We start from the raw sequence: 16,406 nt of genomic DNA on the forward strand, positions 1-16,406 counted from the left end.
GTGATGGTGGTGGTGATGATGACGCGGCCGGTCCGCCGGATGATCGTGCCCGGCCCCCGCGCAGACAGGCGGGGCATCCGCCGCAAAGGGTATGCGCGCGAAACGGATATGCGCGGGGTCGATATTGTGCGCCAGCAGCGGGCGTGCGGTCAGTTCGGGGGTCTCGGTCACGGGAACGATGACTTCGCGGCCCCGCAACTCACAGGGGGCGTGGCGATTTCCAAGGGCATGCCCGACCCGGAACGCCGCCAGAATATCGGTTTCGGACAGGGTGACGATCATCACCTCTTCCGGCAGGCGGGCCACGGTCAGGATACGGGTTCCGTCATCGTCCAGAACCGCGCCATCCGACAGCCAGCCTGGCTTTTGCAGGTCGATGCCGACATCGGCGCCCGCTTCGCTGGTCCTGCGAAGCCGGCGCCGGCCCGCATCGGCGGCGGCGATCCATATCCTGTCCCGCCGCCGGTGGCGAAAACGCGTTTCATCGGCATGACCCAGGATTTCACCAACGATCAGCATGATCTTTCCTTCATTTTCTAAGGACAGGCGCCGGACGGTTCCTCATCCGGCGCCTTGCCGCGTCCCAGGCCCGGTGGCTGGCCGCGCGCAATGCTGGAGCATCCGCGGCAAGAAAGCGCGCGACGACGCCGTAACCCGATGCCAGCGGGGCCGCGCCGCCGAAGGCCCCCTGCGTGCCGTCAAGCGAAGCGGCGATGTCGGCGGCCAGAGCCACGGAATCCACCTGCGCGCTCAGGGCAAAAAGCGCTCCGACATAGCCCTCTTCGCCCAAGGCGCCTGCCAGGGCGGGATCGGCCTCTGCGGGGCAGAAGCGCGCACCGTCGATCAGGATGTCGCGGCCCTCGCACATCACGACCAGCCGCAGCAGGACAAGGGCATAGTCGTGCCGCTCGCCCCGCGCCACACGGCCCGGCGCCATGCTGTCCAGAAGGATCGCACTCGCATCCCTTTCCATCGCCAACCGGGTAATCTGGTGATGGCAGGCCCCTGCATGGGGGATGACCATGTCCGGCACGGATTCCAGAAAACCGTTCCGCGCCACGGAAATACGGGTCGTCTGCACCGAGAGGACGTCCCCCTGCAACCGCGTCGCGGCGGGTGTCGAGAGGCAGAGTTCGGCCCCCTCATCCAGCCGGATATCGACCGACAGCCTGTCGCCGCCGAAGACCGATCCCGCGGCATTCTGGACATAGATCAGCGCCGTGTCCTCTTCAGCAAGGGGCAGGACCGCCGTCGTCGTCAGGGGATAGCATTGCCGCCGGCGGGCAAGCCGGGTCCGGCCCCCGCCATCCCGGACCAGATGCAGCAACAGATGCCCCTCGTTCATTCGGCGACCCTGTGGAACAGCGCGGATCGGGCGATCTCGTCGAAAACCGGGCGCACGCCCCGATCCCGGCGCAGATCGGTGAAGAGCGAGGGGCGACCCGGCCGCGCGGCGGCAACGTCCTGCCGGATCCGGTCCAGATCGGCATCGACATGCGGGGCCAGGTCGATCTTGTTCACGATCAGCAGGTCGGCACGCAGGACACCCAGGCCCCGCTTGCGCGGAATGTCGTCGCCAGCCGAGACGTCGATGACGAACGCCCACCAATCCACCAACTCGCTGGAAAAGGTCGCGGCCAGGTTGTCTCCACCGCTTTCGATCAGGATCAGGTCGGGGGAAAAGCGGCTTTCCAGATATTCCGCCGCCTCGATGTTCACCGAAGGATCCTCGCGGATCGCCGTGTGCGGGCAGGCCCCGCTTTCGACGCCCAGCACCCGGTCGGGGTCGATCAGGCCGGAACGGCGGACCCGTTCGGCATCCTCGGCAGTCACCAGATCGTTCGTGATCACGGCGACCGATACGCCCTCGTCCTGGCAGATCGGCAGCAAGCGTTCGACCAACCGGGTCTTGCCGCATCCGACCGGGCCGCCGATTCCGATCCTCACCGCCGCCATGTCATCCTCCGTCTCATTTCAGCATGTATCCTTGGCCCAGCGAAACACGTTCTGCCGGGGGGCTGTCCGCCACCTCGCCATTGATGCGGACCTGGAAGCTTTCGGGATCGACGGCGATGTCGGGCAGCGCGTCGTTCAGCACCATGTCGCGCTTGCGCAGCGCCCGCGTGTCCGAGACGGCTGAAAGCCTTGCGCGCAGGTCCAGCCGCTCGGCAAGGCCGTTCCCGACCGCCGCCGGCGCAACGAAACGCAGGCCAAGGCTTTGCGGAGCGCGCCCGAAACAGCCCCACATCGGGCGATAGCGGACCGGCTCGCATGCCATCAACGAGGCGTTGGCCTCGCCCAGCGGCGCCCAAACCGGGAAGCCCGCCTTCAAGACCAGCTCCGGCTTGACCCCGAAGCTGTCCGGGCGCCAGAAAACCAGGTCGGCCAGCATGCCGACCGCAATCGAGCCGACCTCGTGGCCGATGCCGAACATCAGCGCCGGATTGACCGTGTATTTCGCCACATAGCGGCGGATACGGAAGTTGTCGGCGCCGGTGCCGCGATCCTCGTCCAGGCTGCCGCGCAGGTCGCGCATATGTTCCGCCAGTTGCCAGGTGCGCGCGATGGTCTCGCCGATCCGGCCCATGCCCTGGCTGTCCGAGCCGATGGCGCTGATCGCGCCCAGATCGTGCAGGACGTCCTCGGCCCCTATCGTCTCGCGCCGGATGCGGCTTTCGGCGAAGGCCACATCCTCGGGCAGGCGGGAATTGAGGTGATGGCTGGTCATTGCCATGTCGAAGTGTTCGTCGAACGTATTGATCGTGAACGGGTTCGTCGGGTTGGTCGAGGAAGGCAGGACATTGTCGCGCCCGCAGATGCGGATGATGTCGGGCGCATGACCGCCGCCCGCACCCTCGACATGATAGGCGTGGATGCCGCGGTCGCCGATGGCGCGGATCGTGTGTTCCACGAAACCCGCTTCGTTCAACGTGTCGCTGTGCAGCTGGATCTGGCCGCCCCCGATCCCGGCCGCCTTCAGCGCCGCGTCGATCACCGCCGGACTTGCACCCCAGTCCTCATGGATCTTCAGCCCCGCCGCCCCGGCGGCAAGCTGTTCCAGCAGCGGCTCGACCCGATGCGAGGCGGCCTTGGCGATGAAGCCGAAATTCATCGGGAACGCCTCGGCCGCCTGCAGCATCAGCCCAAGGTTGGTGGTCCCGGTCGAGGCGATGGGCACCGTCGTCGGGCCCAACCCACCGCCCATCATTGTGGTGACGCCCGCGCAAAGCGCCTCGTCCACCTGGCCGGGGTCGATGAAATGCACATGGCAGTCGATGCCGCCCGCGGTGACGATCAACCCCTCGGCCGCGCGAACGTCCGTGTTCACGCCCACGGTCAGGCCCGGCGTCACGCCGTCCATGATGTTGGGATCGCCGGCCTTGCCGATCCCGATGATGCGACCCTTGCGGATGCCGATATCCGCCTTGAAGATCCCGGTCACGGCGTCGATGACCAGGGCATTCGTCACGATCAGGTCGGGCATGCCCTCGGCAGCGGTCAGCGCCCCGTCGCAGCCGGTTCCGGCGCGCAGGGTCTTGCCGGCGCCGAACACCAGCTCATCGCCACCCACGCACAGATCCCGTTCGACCTTCGCCCACAGGCCCGTGTCGCCCAGCCGCACGCAATCGCCGGTCGTCGGTCCGTAGAGTTGCAGGTAGCGGCTTCTTTCGATGCTGCAAGCCACGCTCAGCCCTCCAGAAACGTGGCGAGACGCGCCATGGCGGCGCTGCGGATGCCGGGATCGTCCAGCGGACCATCGACCAACCCCGCAAGCCCATGCACGATGCGCGCGCCGCCGATGGCCACCAGATCCACGTCGCGGCTGTCGCCGGGCTCGAAGCGCAGCGTCGTCGCCGAGGGGATGTCCAGCCGAAAGCCATAGGCCGCCTGCCGGTCGAAATGCAGCGCGGGATTGACTTCGAAAAAGTGATAATGCGACCCGATCTGGATCGGCCGGTCGGCGGTGCTGACCACGCGCAGCCGCAGGGTGGCGCGGCCGCTATTGACCTCTACCGGCTCGGTCCCCGTTCGCCAGCGCGGCGGCAGGGCATCCGAGGACCGCTTGCCCGGCGCGATGGGGTCATGCACGCAGACAAGCTTCTGGCCGTCGGGAAACAGGGCCTCGACCATGACGACCGGGACCATCTCGGCCACGCCGGGCATCACGTCGTCCTCGGTCAGGGCCGAGGAGCCGAGCGCAACCATATCCGCGACCGTGCCCCCCGCACGCGCGCCTTCGCAGATCGTATCCGCGATCAGGGCGCGCGCCTCGGGTTCGGTCAGGGACAGGCCGTTCGCTCGGCGCAGGCGGGCAAGCTGGGCCGCCTGGAACAAAAGCAGCCGGTCGGTCTCACGCGGGGTCAGGCGCATGGCGTCACACCGCAAGATGGGCGGCAAGCCCGTCACTGGCGGCAAGTTCCTGCCGCGTGCCCTCCTCGACGATCTCGCCCAGCTTCATCATCGCCACCCGATCGGCAACCGACAGCGCGAAATCCAGATGCTGCTCGACCAGCAGGACGGCGATGCCCAGCTCGTCGCGGGCGCGAAGCAGCGCCTGGGCGATGCGGTCGACCATCGTGGGCTGCAAACCCTCGCTGATCTCATCGACCAGCATGATTTTCGGCCGGGCAATCAGCGCCCGCGACATCAGCAGCATCTTCTGTTCGCCGCCCGACAGGGTGCCCGCACGCTGGCCCAGCCGTTCGATCATCCGCGGAAAGACCGCCTCGACCTCGGGCAGGCATTGCCGGAACAGCCGATCCGTCGCCACCCCTAGGCGCAGGTTGTCCCCGACCGTCAGATCCTGGAACAGCGTATGTTCCTGCGGTGCGTGCGCCATCCCGGCACGAGCCATGAAGTTCGGTGCGGCACCGGTCACGTCCCTGCCGTCAAGGGTGATGCGGCCGCTGATGGGACGCACGAAACCCATGATGGTTTTCAGCAGCGTCGATTTGCCCATGCCGTTCTTGCCGAGGATCGCCACGATCCGGGCCCTGTCCACCTGCAAGGAAACATCGTGCAACACCGCTGCGGAACCGTAGCCGCTGGTCAGCGCATCGACAGTCAGAAGGGGCGTGCTCATTGCACGGCCTCCACATGATGCCCGGCATAGACGGACCTGACCAGCTCCGAGGAAACGACCTCGTCCACGGTGCCCTCCATCAGGATCGAGCCCTGATGCAGCACGACCACGCGGTCGCTGATCTCGCGCACGAAATCCAGGTCATGTTCGATCAGGACGATGCACAGGCCGTAGTCGCGCGTCAGGCGGCCCAGCACCTTGCCGATCACCATGCGCTCGGGCCTGGTCAGCCCGGCGGTCGGCTCGTCCAGCAAAAGCACCGACGGCTCGGTCGCCAGCACCATCGCAAGCTCCAGCCCGCGCTTCATGCCGTGGGACAGGTTGCCCGTCTCATCCGCCAGCCGCTGATCCAGCCCGGTGGCGCGCAGGATGTCCAGCGCGGGTTCCGGCAGGGCGATGCCGACGCTGCTGCGAAACAGCCGGGCGCCGTCGATCCGGTAGCGGGCAAGCAGCAGGCAATCGGCGACGGTCAGCGTGTCGAAAAGATTGGTGTTCTGAAAGCTGCGGCCGACGCCCAACGCCACGATGTCCTGCGGCGCGCCGCGTCCGATCTCGGCACCGTTGATCTCGACCTTTCCGCCGCTACGTTCGCTGCCGTCGCTGATGCAGCGCATCAGCGTCGTCTTGCCCGCCCCGTTCGGCCCGATGATGCCCAGCAGGTGACTGGCCCGTCCGGTCATGGTCACGTCAGTCAGCACGCTGAGGCTGCCATAGCGGCGCGACAGATGCTCGATCCTCAGCGGAGGTTTCTGGTCGTCCGCCCCCTGCCCCAGGCGGCTGCGCGTGTCGGGGACAAGGACACGGGCCGGCGCGCCGGCCGTGCGGACCGGCAGGATCCGGCGAAACAGGCCGCCGACAAGAGGCGCGAAGCCACGCGGCAAAAGGACGATGACCGCCACGAAGACGACGCCGATCAGCAGCTTCCACAGAAAGGGCATCGTTCCCGACAGCCACGAAGACATGGTGTCGATGCCAAGCGCCGCGAATATCGGACCCAGCAGCGTTCCGCGCCCGCCCAGTGCCGTCCAGATCAGGAATTCGGTCCCAAGCTGGAAACTTGCCAGTTCGGGCGCAACGACGTTCGAGAACGCGGCATAGCCGAAGCCCGCAGCCGAGGCGATCACCGCCGAAGCGATCATCAGCATGATCTTTATGCGCGACACCGGGATACCAAGATAGGCACAGCGTTCCTCGTTCTCGCGGATGGCGACCATCACGCGTCCAAAGTCGCTGCGGACCAACAGCCAGGCGGCGGTGGTCGTCAGCACAAGGAATGTCCCCGCGGTCCAGAACCAGATCCTCAGATCCCAATAATAGGTGGGAAAGCCCGACAATCCGCTGGAAGAGCCGGTAAAGTTGCCGCCAGAAAAGATCACCTGCGTCAGGACGATCGGCAAGGCCAGCGTGATGATCGAGGCGTAAAGCGGCGACGAACCGTGAAAGAAGGCCAGCCAGCCGGTCGCGGCGGCGACGACCGCCCCAACGCCGATCCCCAGGGCAAGTCCGGCCAGCGCCCAGCCCGGACCGAAGCCGTAATGGGTAAAGATCAATCCGCAGGCATAGGCCCCGATGCCGAAGAAGGCGGACTGGCCGAAGGTCAGGATTCCGACCGAACCCCAGAGAATGTCCACAGTCATGACGACCGTGGCCAGAAACAGCGTTCGGATGAGGATATTGGTCAGGTAGGTGTCCAGCAGCCAGGGCGCGACGGCCACGACCAGCAGGCCGATGATGCAGCCGGTCGCCGCCACGCGGAACCGGGTTGTGATGGCGGCGGAAATGTCACGCACGACTGAATCCTTTGGGACTGATGCGCAGAACCAGCGCGGCTGCGACCACGATGGTCATGCCGCCCAGAATCGGGTTCGCATAAGTGCTGACGACGACCTGCGCCCCGCCCAGGATCAGCGAGGCGACGAGGAGACTGGGAAAGGATACGCCCGCGACCATCACCAGCATGAAGCTGTTGACCAGCCAGGGCAGCCCCATGTTTGGATCGACCGATATCAGCGGCGTGATCAGCGCGCCGGCGGCGCAGGCAAGGGCTGCGCCCAGCCCAAAGGTCAGCGCACGCACGCGGGTGCTGTCGATGCCAAGCCCGCGCGCCAGTCTTTCGTTCATGATGACCGCGCGGGCGTTCAGGCCGAAGCGGGTCAACTTCAGCAGCGCGCTCAATGCCACGACCAGAAGCACGGCGATGACCGCGACCGCAAGGCGATAAGCCGAATAGTCCACGCCGAACAGTTCCGTCGTGCCGCTGATCGGGTTCGGTGCAAACTGCACGCCGCGGCCGAAGCCCAGCGTGATCAGTTGCCCAATCACGATGCCAAGTCCCCAGGTGGCAAGGATCGCGTCCAGAGGACGATCATAGAGCGGGCGCACGATCACGCGCTCGATCACCAGCCCGCCGAGAAAGCCGACGCCAGCGGCCAGGGGGATCGAAAGCCACGGCGAAAGACCGGCAGCACCGTTGAGATAGGCCATGTATCCGCCAACGGTCAGAAAGGCGCCATGGGCGAAGTTGATCAGCTTCATCACCCCGAGGATGATCAGCAGGCCAGCCGATACCGCAAACAGGATCGCGGCGGTCGTCAGTATGTCGAGGACGAGAATAGCCATCTTGCGCTCTTGTCGGAAAGGGATGCGGGGCACGCCCCGCATCATTCAGGGGTCAACCGGCGAGCTGCGGGCACTGCTCGCCCGGATCCACGTCGGGGAAGGACTTGATCACCTCGACCGATCCGTCGGCCGCGACACGACCCAGATACATGGTCAGCGGCGAGTGGCGCTGCTTGTTCATGGTGATCGAGCCGCGCGGGCCGTCCACGGTCACTTCGCCCAACGCTTCGACCACCTTTTCGGCATCGGTCGAGCCGGCTTTCTCGACCGCGGCGGCATAGGCGAGGATGCCTTCATATTGCGGGACGGACAATTCGCTCGGAGTTTCGGCCTTGGCTCCGAACTTGGCGTTCAGTGCCTCCAGGAACGCCTTGTTCGCGGCGGAATCGATGCCGGTGATGTAGGAGGCAGCGATATAGATGCCCTCGGCATCCGTCCCCATCGTGGCGGCGGTGCCTTCGTCGATGGCGTAGTTGCCATAGGGAATGTCCACGCCGGTGGCGCGAAGCTGCTTGGTCAGGGTGACATTGGGCGCACCGCCCGCGGTCGAGGTGATCAGCGCATCGGGACTGGCGGACCGCATCTGCGAGATGATGGCCGTCCAGTCCGAGCCGTCCATCGGCAGATATTCCTCTCCGACGACCGTGCCGCCCTTGGATTCGACATATTCGCGGGTGAATTCCAGCATCCCCCGGCCAAAGGCGTAGTCGCTGCCGATCAGGAAGAACTTTTTGGCGCCCATCTCGTCCATGAACTGATCGACGATGGGGGCGACCTGCTGTTCGGGAACCCACGCGTTGATATGCATCCAGGGCGAGCAGGACCGGCCCTCGTAGAACGAGGTATAGATGAGAGGGACCTTGCCGCGGTTCACGATGGGCAGGCCGGCATTGCGCGCGGCGCTGGTCTCCATTGCGACGATGGCATCGACCTTCTGCTGGAAGACCAGGCTGTCATAGGCGCGTTGCGCACCCTGCGCACCCGAACCGTCATCCGCGATCACCAGTTCCAGCCGACGTCCAAGCACGCCGCCCTTCGCGTTGATCTGGTCCACGGCCAGTTCCGACGCCTGCACCACCGATGGCGCGACAACGCTGTTCGCGCCGCTGAGCCCGACCGGAATACCGATCCTGATGGTTTCCTCGGCCTGTGCGGAAACGGCACAGGCAAGGCCCATCCCGAGTCCAAGAAGAAGTTCACGGATTTTCATGTCGTTTTCCCCTGTTGCAGCGCATTACGGGCGCCGGTCCGATGGCTTTGCTCCCAGTCGTTCGGCATAGATGTCCGTTCGCCTGTCGCGGAGCGGGTGGTTGAAGCTGTTCCAGTTGCGCGCGCGCCGCGCGGCCGAAAGGTCGACCTCGGCCAGAACGATTTCCTCGCTGTCACCGCTGGCCGGACCCGCGACGGGCCAGCCGGTATGGCCGACGATCAGGCTGTGGCCGACAAAGGGCTGACCACGTTCGGTCCCGACCCGGTCGGCACAGGCGATCACCATGGAGTTGCTGTGCGCGGCGGCCATGTGAAGGATGTTGGCCATGGGCCCCCGGCCCTCGGCCTGCCCCGGAATCGGCACCCAGTTGGTCGGCACGCAGACCAGATCCGCTCCTTCGACGGCGGCCAGCCGGAACACCTCGGGGAACCATCCGTCATAGCAGATCGCCACGCCGATGCGGCCATGGGGAGTAGAGAAAACCGGCAGGCCCAGATTGCCCGCCTCGAACCAGAGGTTCTCGTCCGCCCAGAGATGCAGCTTGCGATAGACCCCCAGCACCCCGTCCGGCCCAATGACGACCGCGCTGTTATAGAGCCGATCCCCCTCGCGCTCGGCAATTCCTGCCACCAGGAACAGCTTTCTGCGGGCGGCGACCTCGGCCCAGGCGATCGTGCTGGGACCGTCGGGGATCGGTTCGGCAAGGGCAAAGGCCTCGGCCCTGCTTTGAAACATATAGCCCGAGATCACCAGCTCGGGCAGGATCACGATCCTTGCCCCCGCATCCGCGGCCTGCTCGATCATCGCGATACTGCGCGCCCGGTTGTCCGCGACCTCGCCAAAGCGCGGCTCGAATTGCAGGCAGGCGATCATGAGCTTTTCTTCGTGTTTTGCAGCCATTCTTCCACTGCCGCCCAGCGGCATCCAATACGCAAAAAGCCTCTGCCATCGCCCCCGGTGGGGTGCGCAATGGAACAGAGGCTTGCCAGCCAGATATGTCGAGAAGGCGGCCTGCCGGGCGCCGTGATCCAAATCACGCCCCCATGCGGCTCAAAGTCAATTTGGTGCTTCGGATAATCCTGCCCGAGACGGAAACTGCCGCGAATGCGAGCAGGCTAGATATCCTTTGACATGTCTTTCAGCACATCCTGCGCATTGATGATGCTTGCAGCGACATCGGCCATCGAGATACGCCGCCGCGTCGCTTGCGCGCGAATGGTTTCGAATGCATCCGATTCCGGCACGCCTTTCACCTCCGCAAGAATACGGGCGGCCTTCGATATGTCGCGTTGCGCCTTTATGGTCTCTTCCAGCTTGCGGACCTTTGCCTCCAGCCGCCGATGGTATCCATGAAGCCAGCGCCCCAGCGTCAGCGTGGACAGGACGCCCGCGGGCCGCAGGGGCTTGACCAGCACGCCATGGACGCCGGTGTCCACAAGGGCTTTCAGGATCACCGGGTTCTCGTATTCCAGGATCGCGATGACAGCGGGGGCATCTTCATCCACGGCCCAGCTTTTCGTGGGCTGAAAGCGATGATCCAGGCTGAGAAAGATCAGGTCCACCCCCCGCGGCGGCATGTCGGGCAGGGGCCAGACCGGCAGAACCTGACAGCCGATGCGGCGCAACTGGCCGACCAGGGCATCGCGATCCTGATCGGGTGCGTGAATGACAGCCACCCGCAGGTCGCGCAGCATCTCGACCACATGGTTTCCGCCCCGGCTCACGCAACACCTTCATCGGTCCGAACCGGGGCAACCGGAGAATTGGCAAGATAGGGATCCGGCCGGACAAGCTCACTTGCCGACCAGACGATATCGAACGCGCCATTTGCATTGGCCCGCCCGATCCTCGGCGTCATCCAGGCATGGTTGTTGTCCGGGTCGATCAATACGGGCCCATCCGGTGCGTCAAACGCCATCCCGTGCAGAACCTGAAGCAAGTGATCCGTGTCGATCGATTGGGTCAGTTCCAGCGCATGACCAAACATCCGCGCCTGGCTGTATGAGGCAGCCGCCCAGCCGCTGACAGGACGATCATCGCCAAAACTCTTGCGCAGACTCGCCAGGAAACGGTCATTCTGATCGCTCTTCAGAGAAGAGAAATAGGACGAGGCCGTGACGATCCCCTCGGCTCGCTCGGCTCCGATGCGCGCAAGCTCGCACTCGGTCAGGGAAATACCGCCAATCGGGCGTGTTCCGCCAAGATCCAGCCCGGCATCCTGATACAGCCGCGCGAATTCCTGGCCGGTTTCGCCCACCAGGGTCGAAAAGACGAATTCCGGTTGAAGTCTGCGGATCTCGATCAGAACCTTCTGGATCTCATTGCGCGAGGCCACTGTCGGCAGATAGCTTTCCCCGACGACCTGTCCCCGCCGCGCCTCGATCAGATCCCGCATGACGCGATTGGTTTCACGCGGGAAAATATAGTCGCATCCGACCAGGAAACCCTTTCCGCCATGCTCGGCGACCAGGTAGTCGGCCAGAGGAAAGATGCATTGATTGGCAACGGGGCCTGTATAGAGAATGTTCGGCGAATATTCGAAGCCCTCATAGCTTGCCGGATACCACAACAATCCGTTGCGGCGCTCGACCGAGCGCGAGACGATCTTGCGCGTATCCGAGGTGTGGCAGCCGAAGATGACCGAGATGCCCTCGGCTGTCATCATCCTTTCGGCATGCTGCCTGAAGGCATTGGGATCACCTGCGGGATCATGTTCCGCAATCTCGACCAAGCGGCCGAGGATCCCTCCATCGCGGTTGAGTTCGTTCACGGCCAGTCGAACGCCCAATGCATGTTCGCTTTCGGGCAGTCCGGTCGGGCCACTTCGAGAGAAGAGCAAACCGATCCGCCAAGAGTCGTTCATCGCATCATCCCTGCCTGATCGCCTCCGAACGAATTGGGTTCGATCCGGGCGAAGCCATCCGCAAGAAGTTCTTGCGACGTTGATACGGCAGCTGCGAAATGGTTAAAAGCCCTCGTCATCGTTGCCGTATAGACTCCGCCCGTAATCGGATCGAGCTCCCATCACACGCAATCTTGACGCATCAATGCCGATTGTGAACGGCCCTTCACCGCTTGCGACCTACCTGCAACCTCTTGGGCTTATAAGTCGACCATGGGCTTGGTCCGTCGAACCTGTTGACCATTGGACCGGCGGGTTGCTGCTGCAGCTCTCACCTGCACGGCCCTGCGTTGCTCAGCCTAGTCCAACGGTCCAACGGCTTTCCAGGAGGGAGGTGTGCAGATTTTCTCCTTTTGTGAACCTTGCTCATCGCCTCAACCCGGAGCCCCTCCTTGTTTGGCCGTGCGGGTTATCCCCAAGATTCGCATGGGGCGCGCCTCTGTCCACAATATCCCCCCTGCCGCTGACGTGCACGCCGATCCGCCCCATCATGATGGGCATGGCGCATTCCCGCGCCCAGCCGGGAAAAACGATGCCGGACAACAGCCTTATCGACGCACAGGACCGCAAGCCGGTCGTTGAGAGGAAGGGTCATCGCAGTCTCCGTTCCGAGCCAGAATGTGGCCAATACCATGAAGGCTGAACAGGCATGGACGACAGGAAAACCAAGAAAACCGGAAGGCCGGACCTCTGGTCCTCCGCGCTGGCCTTCTACGCGCAACCTGGCATCGCGCCGCTGTGTCTGCGCCGGCAGGCCGAGGGCGGGACGGATGTGATGCTACTGATCGCGCATTGCCATGCCCTTGCCCGGCAGGACGCGCCGCTGACCGCGACCGAACTGGACGCCCTGCGCGACCATATGGCCGAGTGGCGCGGCCGCACCGTCCTGCCGCTGCGGGCGCTGCGGGTCGATCTGCGCGAGCCCGTCGCCCATCTGCCGGAAGCCGAACGCGAAGCCCTCCGCGGCCGGCTGAAGCAGGTCGAACTGGCGGCGGAAAAAGTGCAAGCCGGGATGATCGCGGAATGGTTCGCCGCACGGATTCCGGCAGGGGGCGGCGATTTCGCGCAGGGATTGCGCATCCTCGCCGGGACCGCCGCGCTCCCGGACGCGGATATCGCCCTACTGCATCGGGCCGCGACTGCCTGACTGGCTTTCCGGTGCGGGCCGGTTCGCTCAGGGGTGTGTCTCAGTGGCCTGCCATTGACAGGCTATGCGAAAAGCTATTCCTTCCAGCGCCTGACCAGGCCTTCGGTCTCGATATCGAACAGGTCCAGCACCCTGCCAAGCGTGTGGTCGATCATGCCCTCCAGCGTTCGGGGCCGGGCGTAGAAGGCCGGGACCGGCGGGACGATGATCGGCCCATCTCGGACAAGGCGGTCATGGTCCGCAGATGGCCGGTATGCAGCGGCGTCTCGCGGACCATCAGCAAAAGGCGGCGGCGTTCCTTCAACACGACATCCGCCGCCCGGCTGAGCAGCCCCGAGGTCACGCCCCCTGCGATTTCCGCCATCGAGCGAATGGAACACGGCGCGACCACCATCCCCATGGTGCGAAACGACCCACTGGACACCGGGGCGGCAATGTCGGTCGCGGAATGGACGTGATCGGCCGACGCATGGACCTCGGCCAGCTTGCGGCGGGTCTCATGCGCCAGCGTGATCTCGGCGGCGCGGGTCATGACCAGATGCGTCTCGATCCCGCTGCCTTGCAGGATCTCCAGCAGGCGAATACCGTAGATTACGCTGAGGCACCCGAAATGCCGACAACCAGACGCTTGGGGACGGCCACCGCCTCAGCCCGCGCGCGAGGCGGTGATCTCGATCTCAACCTTGGCGCCCTGGGTGGGGATCTGGCAGATCAGCATCGTGTTGGTCGGGCGTATGTCGCGGAACACCTTGCCCAGCCAGGCGGCATCGGTGATATAGACCCGGCAGGCCACGGCATCGGTTAGTCCCGATTCGGCCTGTTTCAGCGCCTTGTCGATGCTGGCCAGCGCGTTGCGGGCCTTCTGGCCTGCGTCATCGGGCGGTTGCCCGTCCTCACCCTGGCCCAGCGTCCCTGAGACATGGATCGTCATCCCGTCGATTACCGCCTTGGCATAGCCTGCGAAATCCTCGGAAGGGGCGCCGTTTCTGATGCCCGATCCGGGCATGATGACATATTCTGCCCGAAAGCTATCCACGGGCGCGGGGCACGCCACTGGGCAATCCTTGCGCGATCGGACGCAAGGGTTTCGACGATGGTCTATGCACCCTGCGCCACAAGCCACCCGGCCGCTGCCTTGCCGCTGGCTGCCGCCCCGGTGACCAGCGCCTGCGCCAGATAGTCGCAGCAGAAATGCAGCCGCCCTCGGCTCGCTGCCTGACGATCCAGGAAGCGGCGGACCTCGGCCGCGCAGCCGGGATAGAACTCGGGCAGCATGCGGGCGACCCACGAAGATCCTTCGCCACGATCTCGTGGATGCGGTCCGTCATGCCTTCGTCGCGGGCGCGGCGGTTGGCCTTGGGTATCAGCTGCGCGTAAAGCTGCGGATGGCTGCCCTGCGCCTCGTTGCCGGGGATTTTCTGGTAGGTGGCAATGGCGCCGCCTGCCCGATCCGTGAAGAAATCCATCCGGGCCGCTACCTGCCGGTTCAGACGGACATGCACCATCCCCGGCAGGTTGTCGCGCACCCTCGCCATGAAATCACGGTCCTCAGGGGCGAGACCGGAAACCGGCGCATTCACATGCCCATCCTCGACCGCGCAGACGACCCGGTCGGCTTCCAGTGTCTCGCCCTGGCCGTCCCGCTCAACCTCCACCCGGCACGGGCCGCTGGCCGGGGCCTCGATCCGTAGGGCGCGGGTGTTCAGCATCAGCACCAGGTCGCGCGAAAGCGCCGCAGCCAGGCTGTTCATGCCGCCCTTCAGCACATGCACCGTGCTGCGCCCGATCATATGGGGCTTGGTGGTGGCGAAGAAGGCGGCCGAAGTGGCGCCGGCATCCCAACTCCGCGTGCCGCGAAAGACTGGGTTCACCATCCGCTCCAGCACGCCGCGGCTGAGGTGGCGGGTGACATGGGCAGCCAGCGTCTCGCCATCCGCTGCGGGGGCCGAGGTCGCGTCGTCCAGATTGGTGGCGAAGCGCGCTGCCGGCATCCGGGTCCCGCAGCCATGAAGCGTAGCCGGTCCCCCATCGTCAGCCCCGGCGTCCTCAGCGAGCGCGGGCCGGGCATCAACTCGACCGTCCATGCCTCGTCCGGCCCGTGGCATTCGGCGGCAAGGTGGCGGACCGGCACCAGATCCGGGGTCAGCCCGATATCCAGCAGGCGGTTGAAATCCTTGCTGAAGACATAGAGAAGCCGCGCCCCGGTATTGTAGCGGATGCCCCGCGTCTCGCGCGCGCCGACGCGGCCGCCCGGCCGATCCGAGGCCTCGATCACCGTAGCTTCCCATCCCGCACGGCGCAGGTGCCAGGCGGCGATCAGTCCGGCAATCCCGGCGCCCACCACGATAACTGAAAGCTGCTGGGGCATCGATCGCCTCCTTTTCTGGGTTTCAGCCCTCCTGGGTCAACCAGTCGGCCAGGTTGATATCGTCCTGACCGGGGATGGACTTGCGGGCGAACTCCGCCTCGCGCCTCCAGGGCATCGTCGCGTCGATGCAGAGCCTGCCCCAATGGTCCTTCTTCGGATCGCGGTAGAAGCCCGGAATATCGTTCAGGATCATCGCCCGCGTATCCGCCCGCCCGAGCGTCAGGTAAACCCACATCACGTCGTCCAGATCGTAGATGTGCACGTTCTCATCGACCACGATCACCACCTTGTTGTAGTCCAGATAGGATTCCAGCGCCGACAGGAACACATGCTGGACATGGCCCTCATAGGCCTTCCTGATCTTCACGATGGAAATCATCCTGTTCGGGCAGCAGCACACGTCGATGACGCCGGGCACCTGCGCCGCGACATGGCGATAGACGCGGGCGGCGGTCACGGCCTCCAGCTGGCGCAGGTCCTCGGGGCTGCCGCAGACCAACCCATGCAGCACCGCATCGGGGCGATAGCTGACATGGGTGATCTCAAGGACGTGATTGTCACCGACCTCGACGTAATTGCCCATGAACTCGCCGAAGGGTCCCTCGGGGCGCTTGATATGGGGCAGGCAGCGGCCCTCGTCCACGATATCGGCGCTGGCGGGCACTTCGAGGTCGATGGTCTCGCAGCGCCGCATGGGGATCTTCTCGCCCTTGATCTGCGCCGCCATCACCAGTTCGGACGCCTCATAGGGCAAGGAGGCGCAGGCCGACAGGAAGATTTCCGGCGGGCAGCACAGCAGCAGCGCGGCCTCCAGCGCCTCGCCGCGTTCCTCGGCCTTCTTCTGATAGCGCGTCAGGTCGTGGGTGCCGCCAAGACGCACCCGCAACTCGGTATCGCTGACCTGCATCGAGCGGCGAAAGGACAGGTTCGGCACGCCGCTGTCGGGCTCCTTCGCCAGGCAGATCGCCGAGGTGAAGTGAGGCCCGGCATCGCGACCGTGATAGGTCACCGCCGGCAGGTCCGACAGCTGGCCGGAGACGAAGCCGCCGGCCTGTTCGGCCGTGGCCGGGACCATCA

18 protein-coding genes are annotated in these 16,406 nt (G+C 65.1%); 2 read left to right on the forward strand and 16 right to left on the reverse strand.

Features of this window, described 5'->3' with window-relative positions; translation table 11 throughout:
• Nucleotides 1–540: a hypothetical protein gene (locus KF941_RS28095; RefSeq protein ID WP_240540595.1), complete on the forward strand. Its 540-nt coding sequence runs from the start codon at nt 1–3 to the stop codon at nt 538–540.
• Here the strand turns inward: KF941_RS28095 and KF941_RS18320 are convergent.
• The 11 genes from KF941_RS18320 to KF941_RS18370 form a co-directional block, all read right to left on the reverse strand.
• Complete coding sequence (locus tag KF941_RS18320) at nt 530–1,345, reverse strand: urease accessory protein UreD (RefSeq protein WP_214274141.1); 816 nt, start codon at nt 1,343–1,345, stop codon at nt 530–532. The two genes, KF941_RS28095 and KF941_RS18320, sit on opposite strands and share 11 nt — an antisense overlap.
• Nucleotides 1,342–1,956, reverse strand: a complete 615-nt coding sequence (gene ureG / locus KF941_RS18325; protein WP_114537762.1) for an urease accessory protein UreG — start codon at nt 1,954–1,956, stop codon at nt 1,342–1,344. The genes KF941_RS18320 and ureG overlap by 4 nt, the downstream gene beginning before the upstream one ends.
• 13 nt (nt 1,957–1,969) lie before the next feature.
• Nucleotides 1,970–3,685: an urease subunit alpha gene (ureC, locus tag KF941_RS18330; protein WP_214274142.1), complete on the reverse strand. Its 1,716-nt coding sequence runs from the start codon at nt 3,683–3,685 to the stop codon at nt 1,970–1,972.
• 2 nt (nt 3,686–3,687) lie between these two features.
• On the reverse strand, nt 3,688–4,371 hold the full coding sequence (locus tag KF941_RS18335) for an urease subunit beta (protein ID WP_214274143.1): 684 nt from the start codon (nt 4,369–4,371) through the stop codon (nt 3,688–3,690).
• A gap of 4 nt (nt 4,372–4,375) precedes the next feature.
• Nucleotides 4,376–5,083, reverse strand: a complete 708-nt coding sequence (locus tag KF941_RS18340) for an ABC transporter ATP-binding protein (protein WP_062564121.1) — start codon at nt 5,081–5,083, stop codon at nt 4,376–4,378.
• Nucleotides 5,080–6,873, reverse strand: a complete 1,794-nt coding sequence (locus tag KF941_RS18345; protein WP_214274144.1) for a branched-chain amino acid ABC transporter ATP-binding protein/permease — start codon at nt 6,871–6,873, stop codon at nt 5,080–5,082. Before KF941_RS18345 ends, KF941_RS18340 begins: the two co-directional genes overlap by 4 nt.
• The gene (locus KF941_RS18350) at nt 6,866–7,702 is read right to left on the reverse strand and encodes a branched-chain amino acid ABC transporter permease (protein WP_036752926.1); all 837 of its coding nucleotides are present in this window, start codon (nt 7,700–7,702) and stop codon (nt 6,866–6,868) included. Before KF941_RS18350 ends, KF941_RS18345 begins: the two co-directional genes overlap by 8 nt.
• 52 nt (nt 7,703–7,754) lie before the next feature.
• Nucleotides 7,755–8,912 (reverse strand): substrate-binding protein, encoded by a 1,158-nt coding sequence (locus KF941_RS18355; protein ID WP_062564120.1) that lies wholly within the window; start codon nt 8,910–8,912, stop codon nt 7,755–7,757.
• 24 nt (nt 8,913–8,936) lie between these two features.
• Nucleotides 8,937–9,785, reverse strand: a complete 849-nt coding sequence (locus KF941_RS18360) for a nitrilase family protein (RefSeq protein WP_214274145.1) — start codon at nt 9,783–9,785, stop codon at nt 8,937–8,939.
• A gap of 242 nt (nt 9,786–10,027) precedes the next feature.
• Nucleotides 10,028–10,606: an ANTAR domain-containing protein gene (locus KF941_RS18365; protein ID WP_062564128.1), complete on the reverse strand. Its 579-nt coding sequence runs from the start codon at nt 10,604–10,606 to the stop codon at nt 10,028–10,030.
• A 26-nt stretch (nt 10,607–10,632) separates the two neighbouring features.
• A complete protein-coding gene (locus tag KF941_RS18370; protein ID WP_072463417.1) occupies nt 10,633–11,775 on the reverse strand; it encodes a transporter substrate-binding domain-containing protein in 1,143 nt (380 codons plus the stop codon).
• A 688-nt stretch (nt 11,776–12,463) separates the two neighbouring features.
• Here KF941_RS18370 and KF941_RS18375 point away from each other — a divergent pair.
• The gene (locus tag KF941_RS18375) at nt 12,464–12,961 is read left to right on the forward strand and encodes a TIGR02444 family protein (RefSeq protein WP_214274147.1); all 498 of its coding nucleotides are present in this window, start codon (nt 12,464–12,466) and stop codon (nt 12,959–12,961) included.
• 151 nt (nt 12,962–13,112) lie between these two features.
• Here the strand turns inward: KF941_RS18375 and KF941_RS18380 are convergent, their stop codons facing one another.
• From KF941_RS18380 to KF941_RS18395, 5 genes are read right to left on the reverse strand one after another with little or no spacing between them, the layout of a single operon-like run.
• Nucleotides 13,113–13,553, reverse strand: a complete 441-nt coding sequence (locus KF941_RS18380) for a UbiX family flavin prenyltransferase (RefSeq protein ID WP_346429021.1) — start codon at nt 13,551–13,553, stop codon at nt 13,113–13,115.
• A 54-nt stretch (nt 13,554–13,607) separates the two neighbouring features.
• Nucleotides 13,608–13,967, reverse strand: coding sequence for a Rid family hydrolase (locus KF941_RS18385; protein WP_214274148.1), 360 nt, complete (start codon nt 13,965–13,967; stop codon nt 13,608–13,610).
• 22 nt (nt 13,968–13,989) lie between these two features.
• Nucleotides 13,990–14,925, reverse strand: a complete 936-nt coding sequence (locus KF941_RS18390; RefSeq protein ID WP_240540554.1) for an FAD-dependent oxidoreductase — start codon at nt 14,923–14,925, stop codon at nt 13,990–13,992.
• Nucleotides 14,829–15,329: an FAD-dependent oxidoreductase gene (locus KF941_RS28100; RefSeq protein WP_240540482.1), complete on the reverse strand. Its 501-nt coding sequence runs from the start codon at nt 15,327–15,329 to the stop codon at nt 14,829–14,831. Before KF941_RS28100 ends, KF941_RS18390 begins: the two co-directional genes overlap by 97 nt.
• A gap of 22 nt (nt 15,330–15,351) precedes the next feature.
• A complete protein-coding gene (locus KF941_RS18395; RefSeq protein WP_276315875.1) occupies nt 15,352–16,404 on the reverse strand; it encodes a UbiD family decarboxylase domain-containing protein in 1,053 nt (350 codons plus the stop codon).
• Nucleotides 16,405–16,406 lie beyond the last annotated feature (2 nt).

The sequence above is a fragment of the Paracoccus sp. pheM1 genome, from assembly GCF_018499825.1.
In the GTDB taxonomy this organism is placed as follows: Bacteria; Pseudomonadota; Alphaproteobacteria; order Rhodobacterales; family Rhodobacteraceae; genus Paracoccus; species Paracoccus versutus.

Coding starts and splice junctions, on each gene's coding strand:
- KF941_RS18320 (WP_214274141.1), bottom strand. CDS start 1,345: ATGAACGAGGGGCATCTGTTGCTGCATCTGGTCCGGGATGGCGGGGGC.
- ureG (WP_114537762.1), bottom strand. CDS start 1,956: ATGGCGGCGGTGAGGATCGGAATCGGCGGCCCGGTCGGATGCGGCAAG.
- KF941_RS18335 (WP_214274143.1), bottom strand. CDS start 4,371: ATGCGCCTGACCCCGCGTGAGACCGACCGGCTGCTTTTGTTCCAGGCG.
- KF941_RS18340 (WP_062564121.1), bottom strand. CDS start 5,083: ATGAGCACGCCCCTTCTGACTGTCGATGCGCTGACCAGCGGCTACGGT.
- KF941_RS18350 (WP_036752926.1), bottom strand. CDS start 7,702: ATGGCTATTCTCGTCCTCGACATACTGACGACCGCCGCGATCCTGTTT.
- KF941_RS18355 (WP_062564120.1), bottom strand. CDS start 8,912: ATGAAAATCCGTGAACTTCTTCTTGGACTCGGGATGGGCCTTGCCTGT.
- KF941_RS18360 (WP_214274145.1), bottom strand. CDS start 9,785: ATGATCGCCTGCCTGCAATTCGAGCCGCGCTTTGGCGAGGTCGCGGAC.
- KF941_RS18365 (WP_062564128.1), bottom strand. CDS start 10,606: ATGCTGCGCGACCTGCGGGTGGCTGTCATTCACGCACCCGATCAGGAT.
- KF941_RS18370 (WP_072463417.1), bottom strand. CDS start 11,775: ATGAACGACTCTTGGCGGATCGGTTTGCTCTTCTCTCGAAGTGGCCCG.
- KF941_RS18375 (WP_214274147.1), top strand. CDS start 12,464: ATGGACGACAGGAAAACCAAGAAAACCGGAAGGCCGGACCTCTGGTCC.
- KF941_RS18385 (WP_214274148.1), bottom strand. CDS start 13,967: ATGCCCGGATCGGGCATCAGAAACGGCGCCCCTTCCGAGGATTTCGCA.
- KF941_RS28100 (WP_240540482.1), bottom strand. CDS start 15,329: ATGCCCCAGCAGCTTTCAGTTATCGTGGTGGGCGCCGGGATTGCCGGA.
- KF941_RS18395 (WP_276315875.1), bottom strand. CDS start 16,404: ATGGTCCCGGCCACGGCCGAACAGGCCGGCGGCTTCGTCTCCGGCCAG.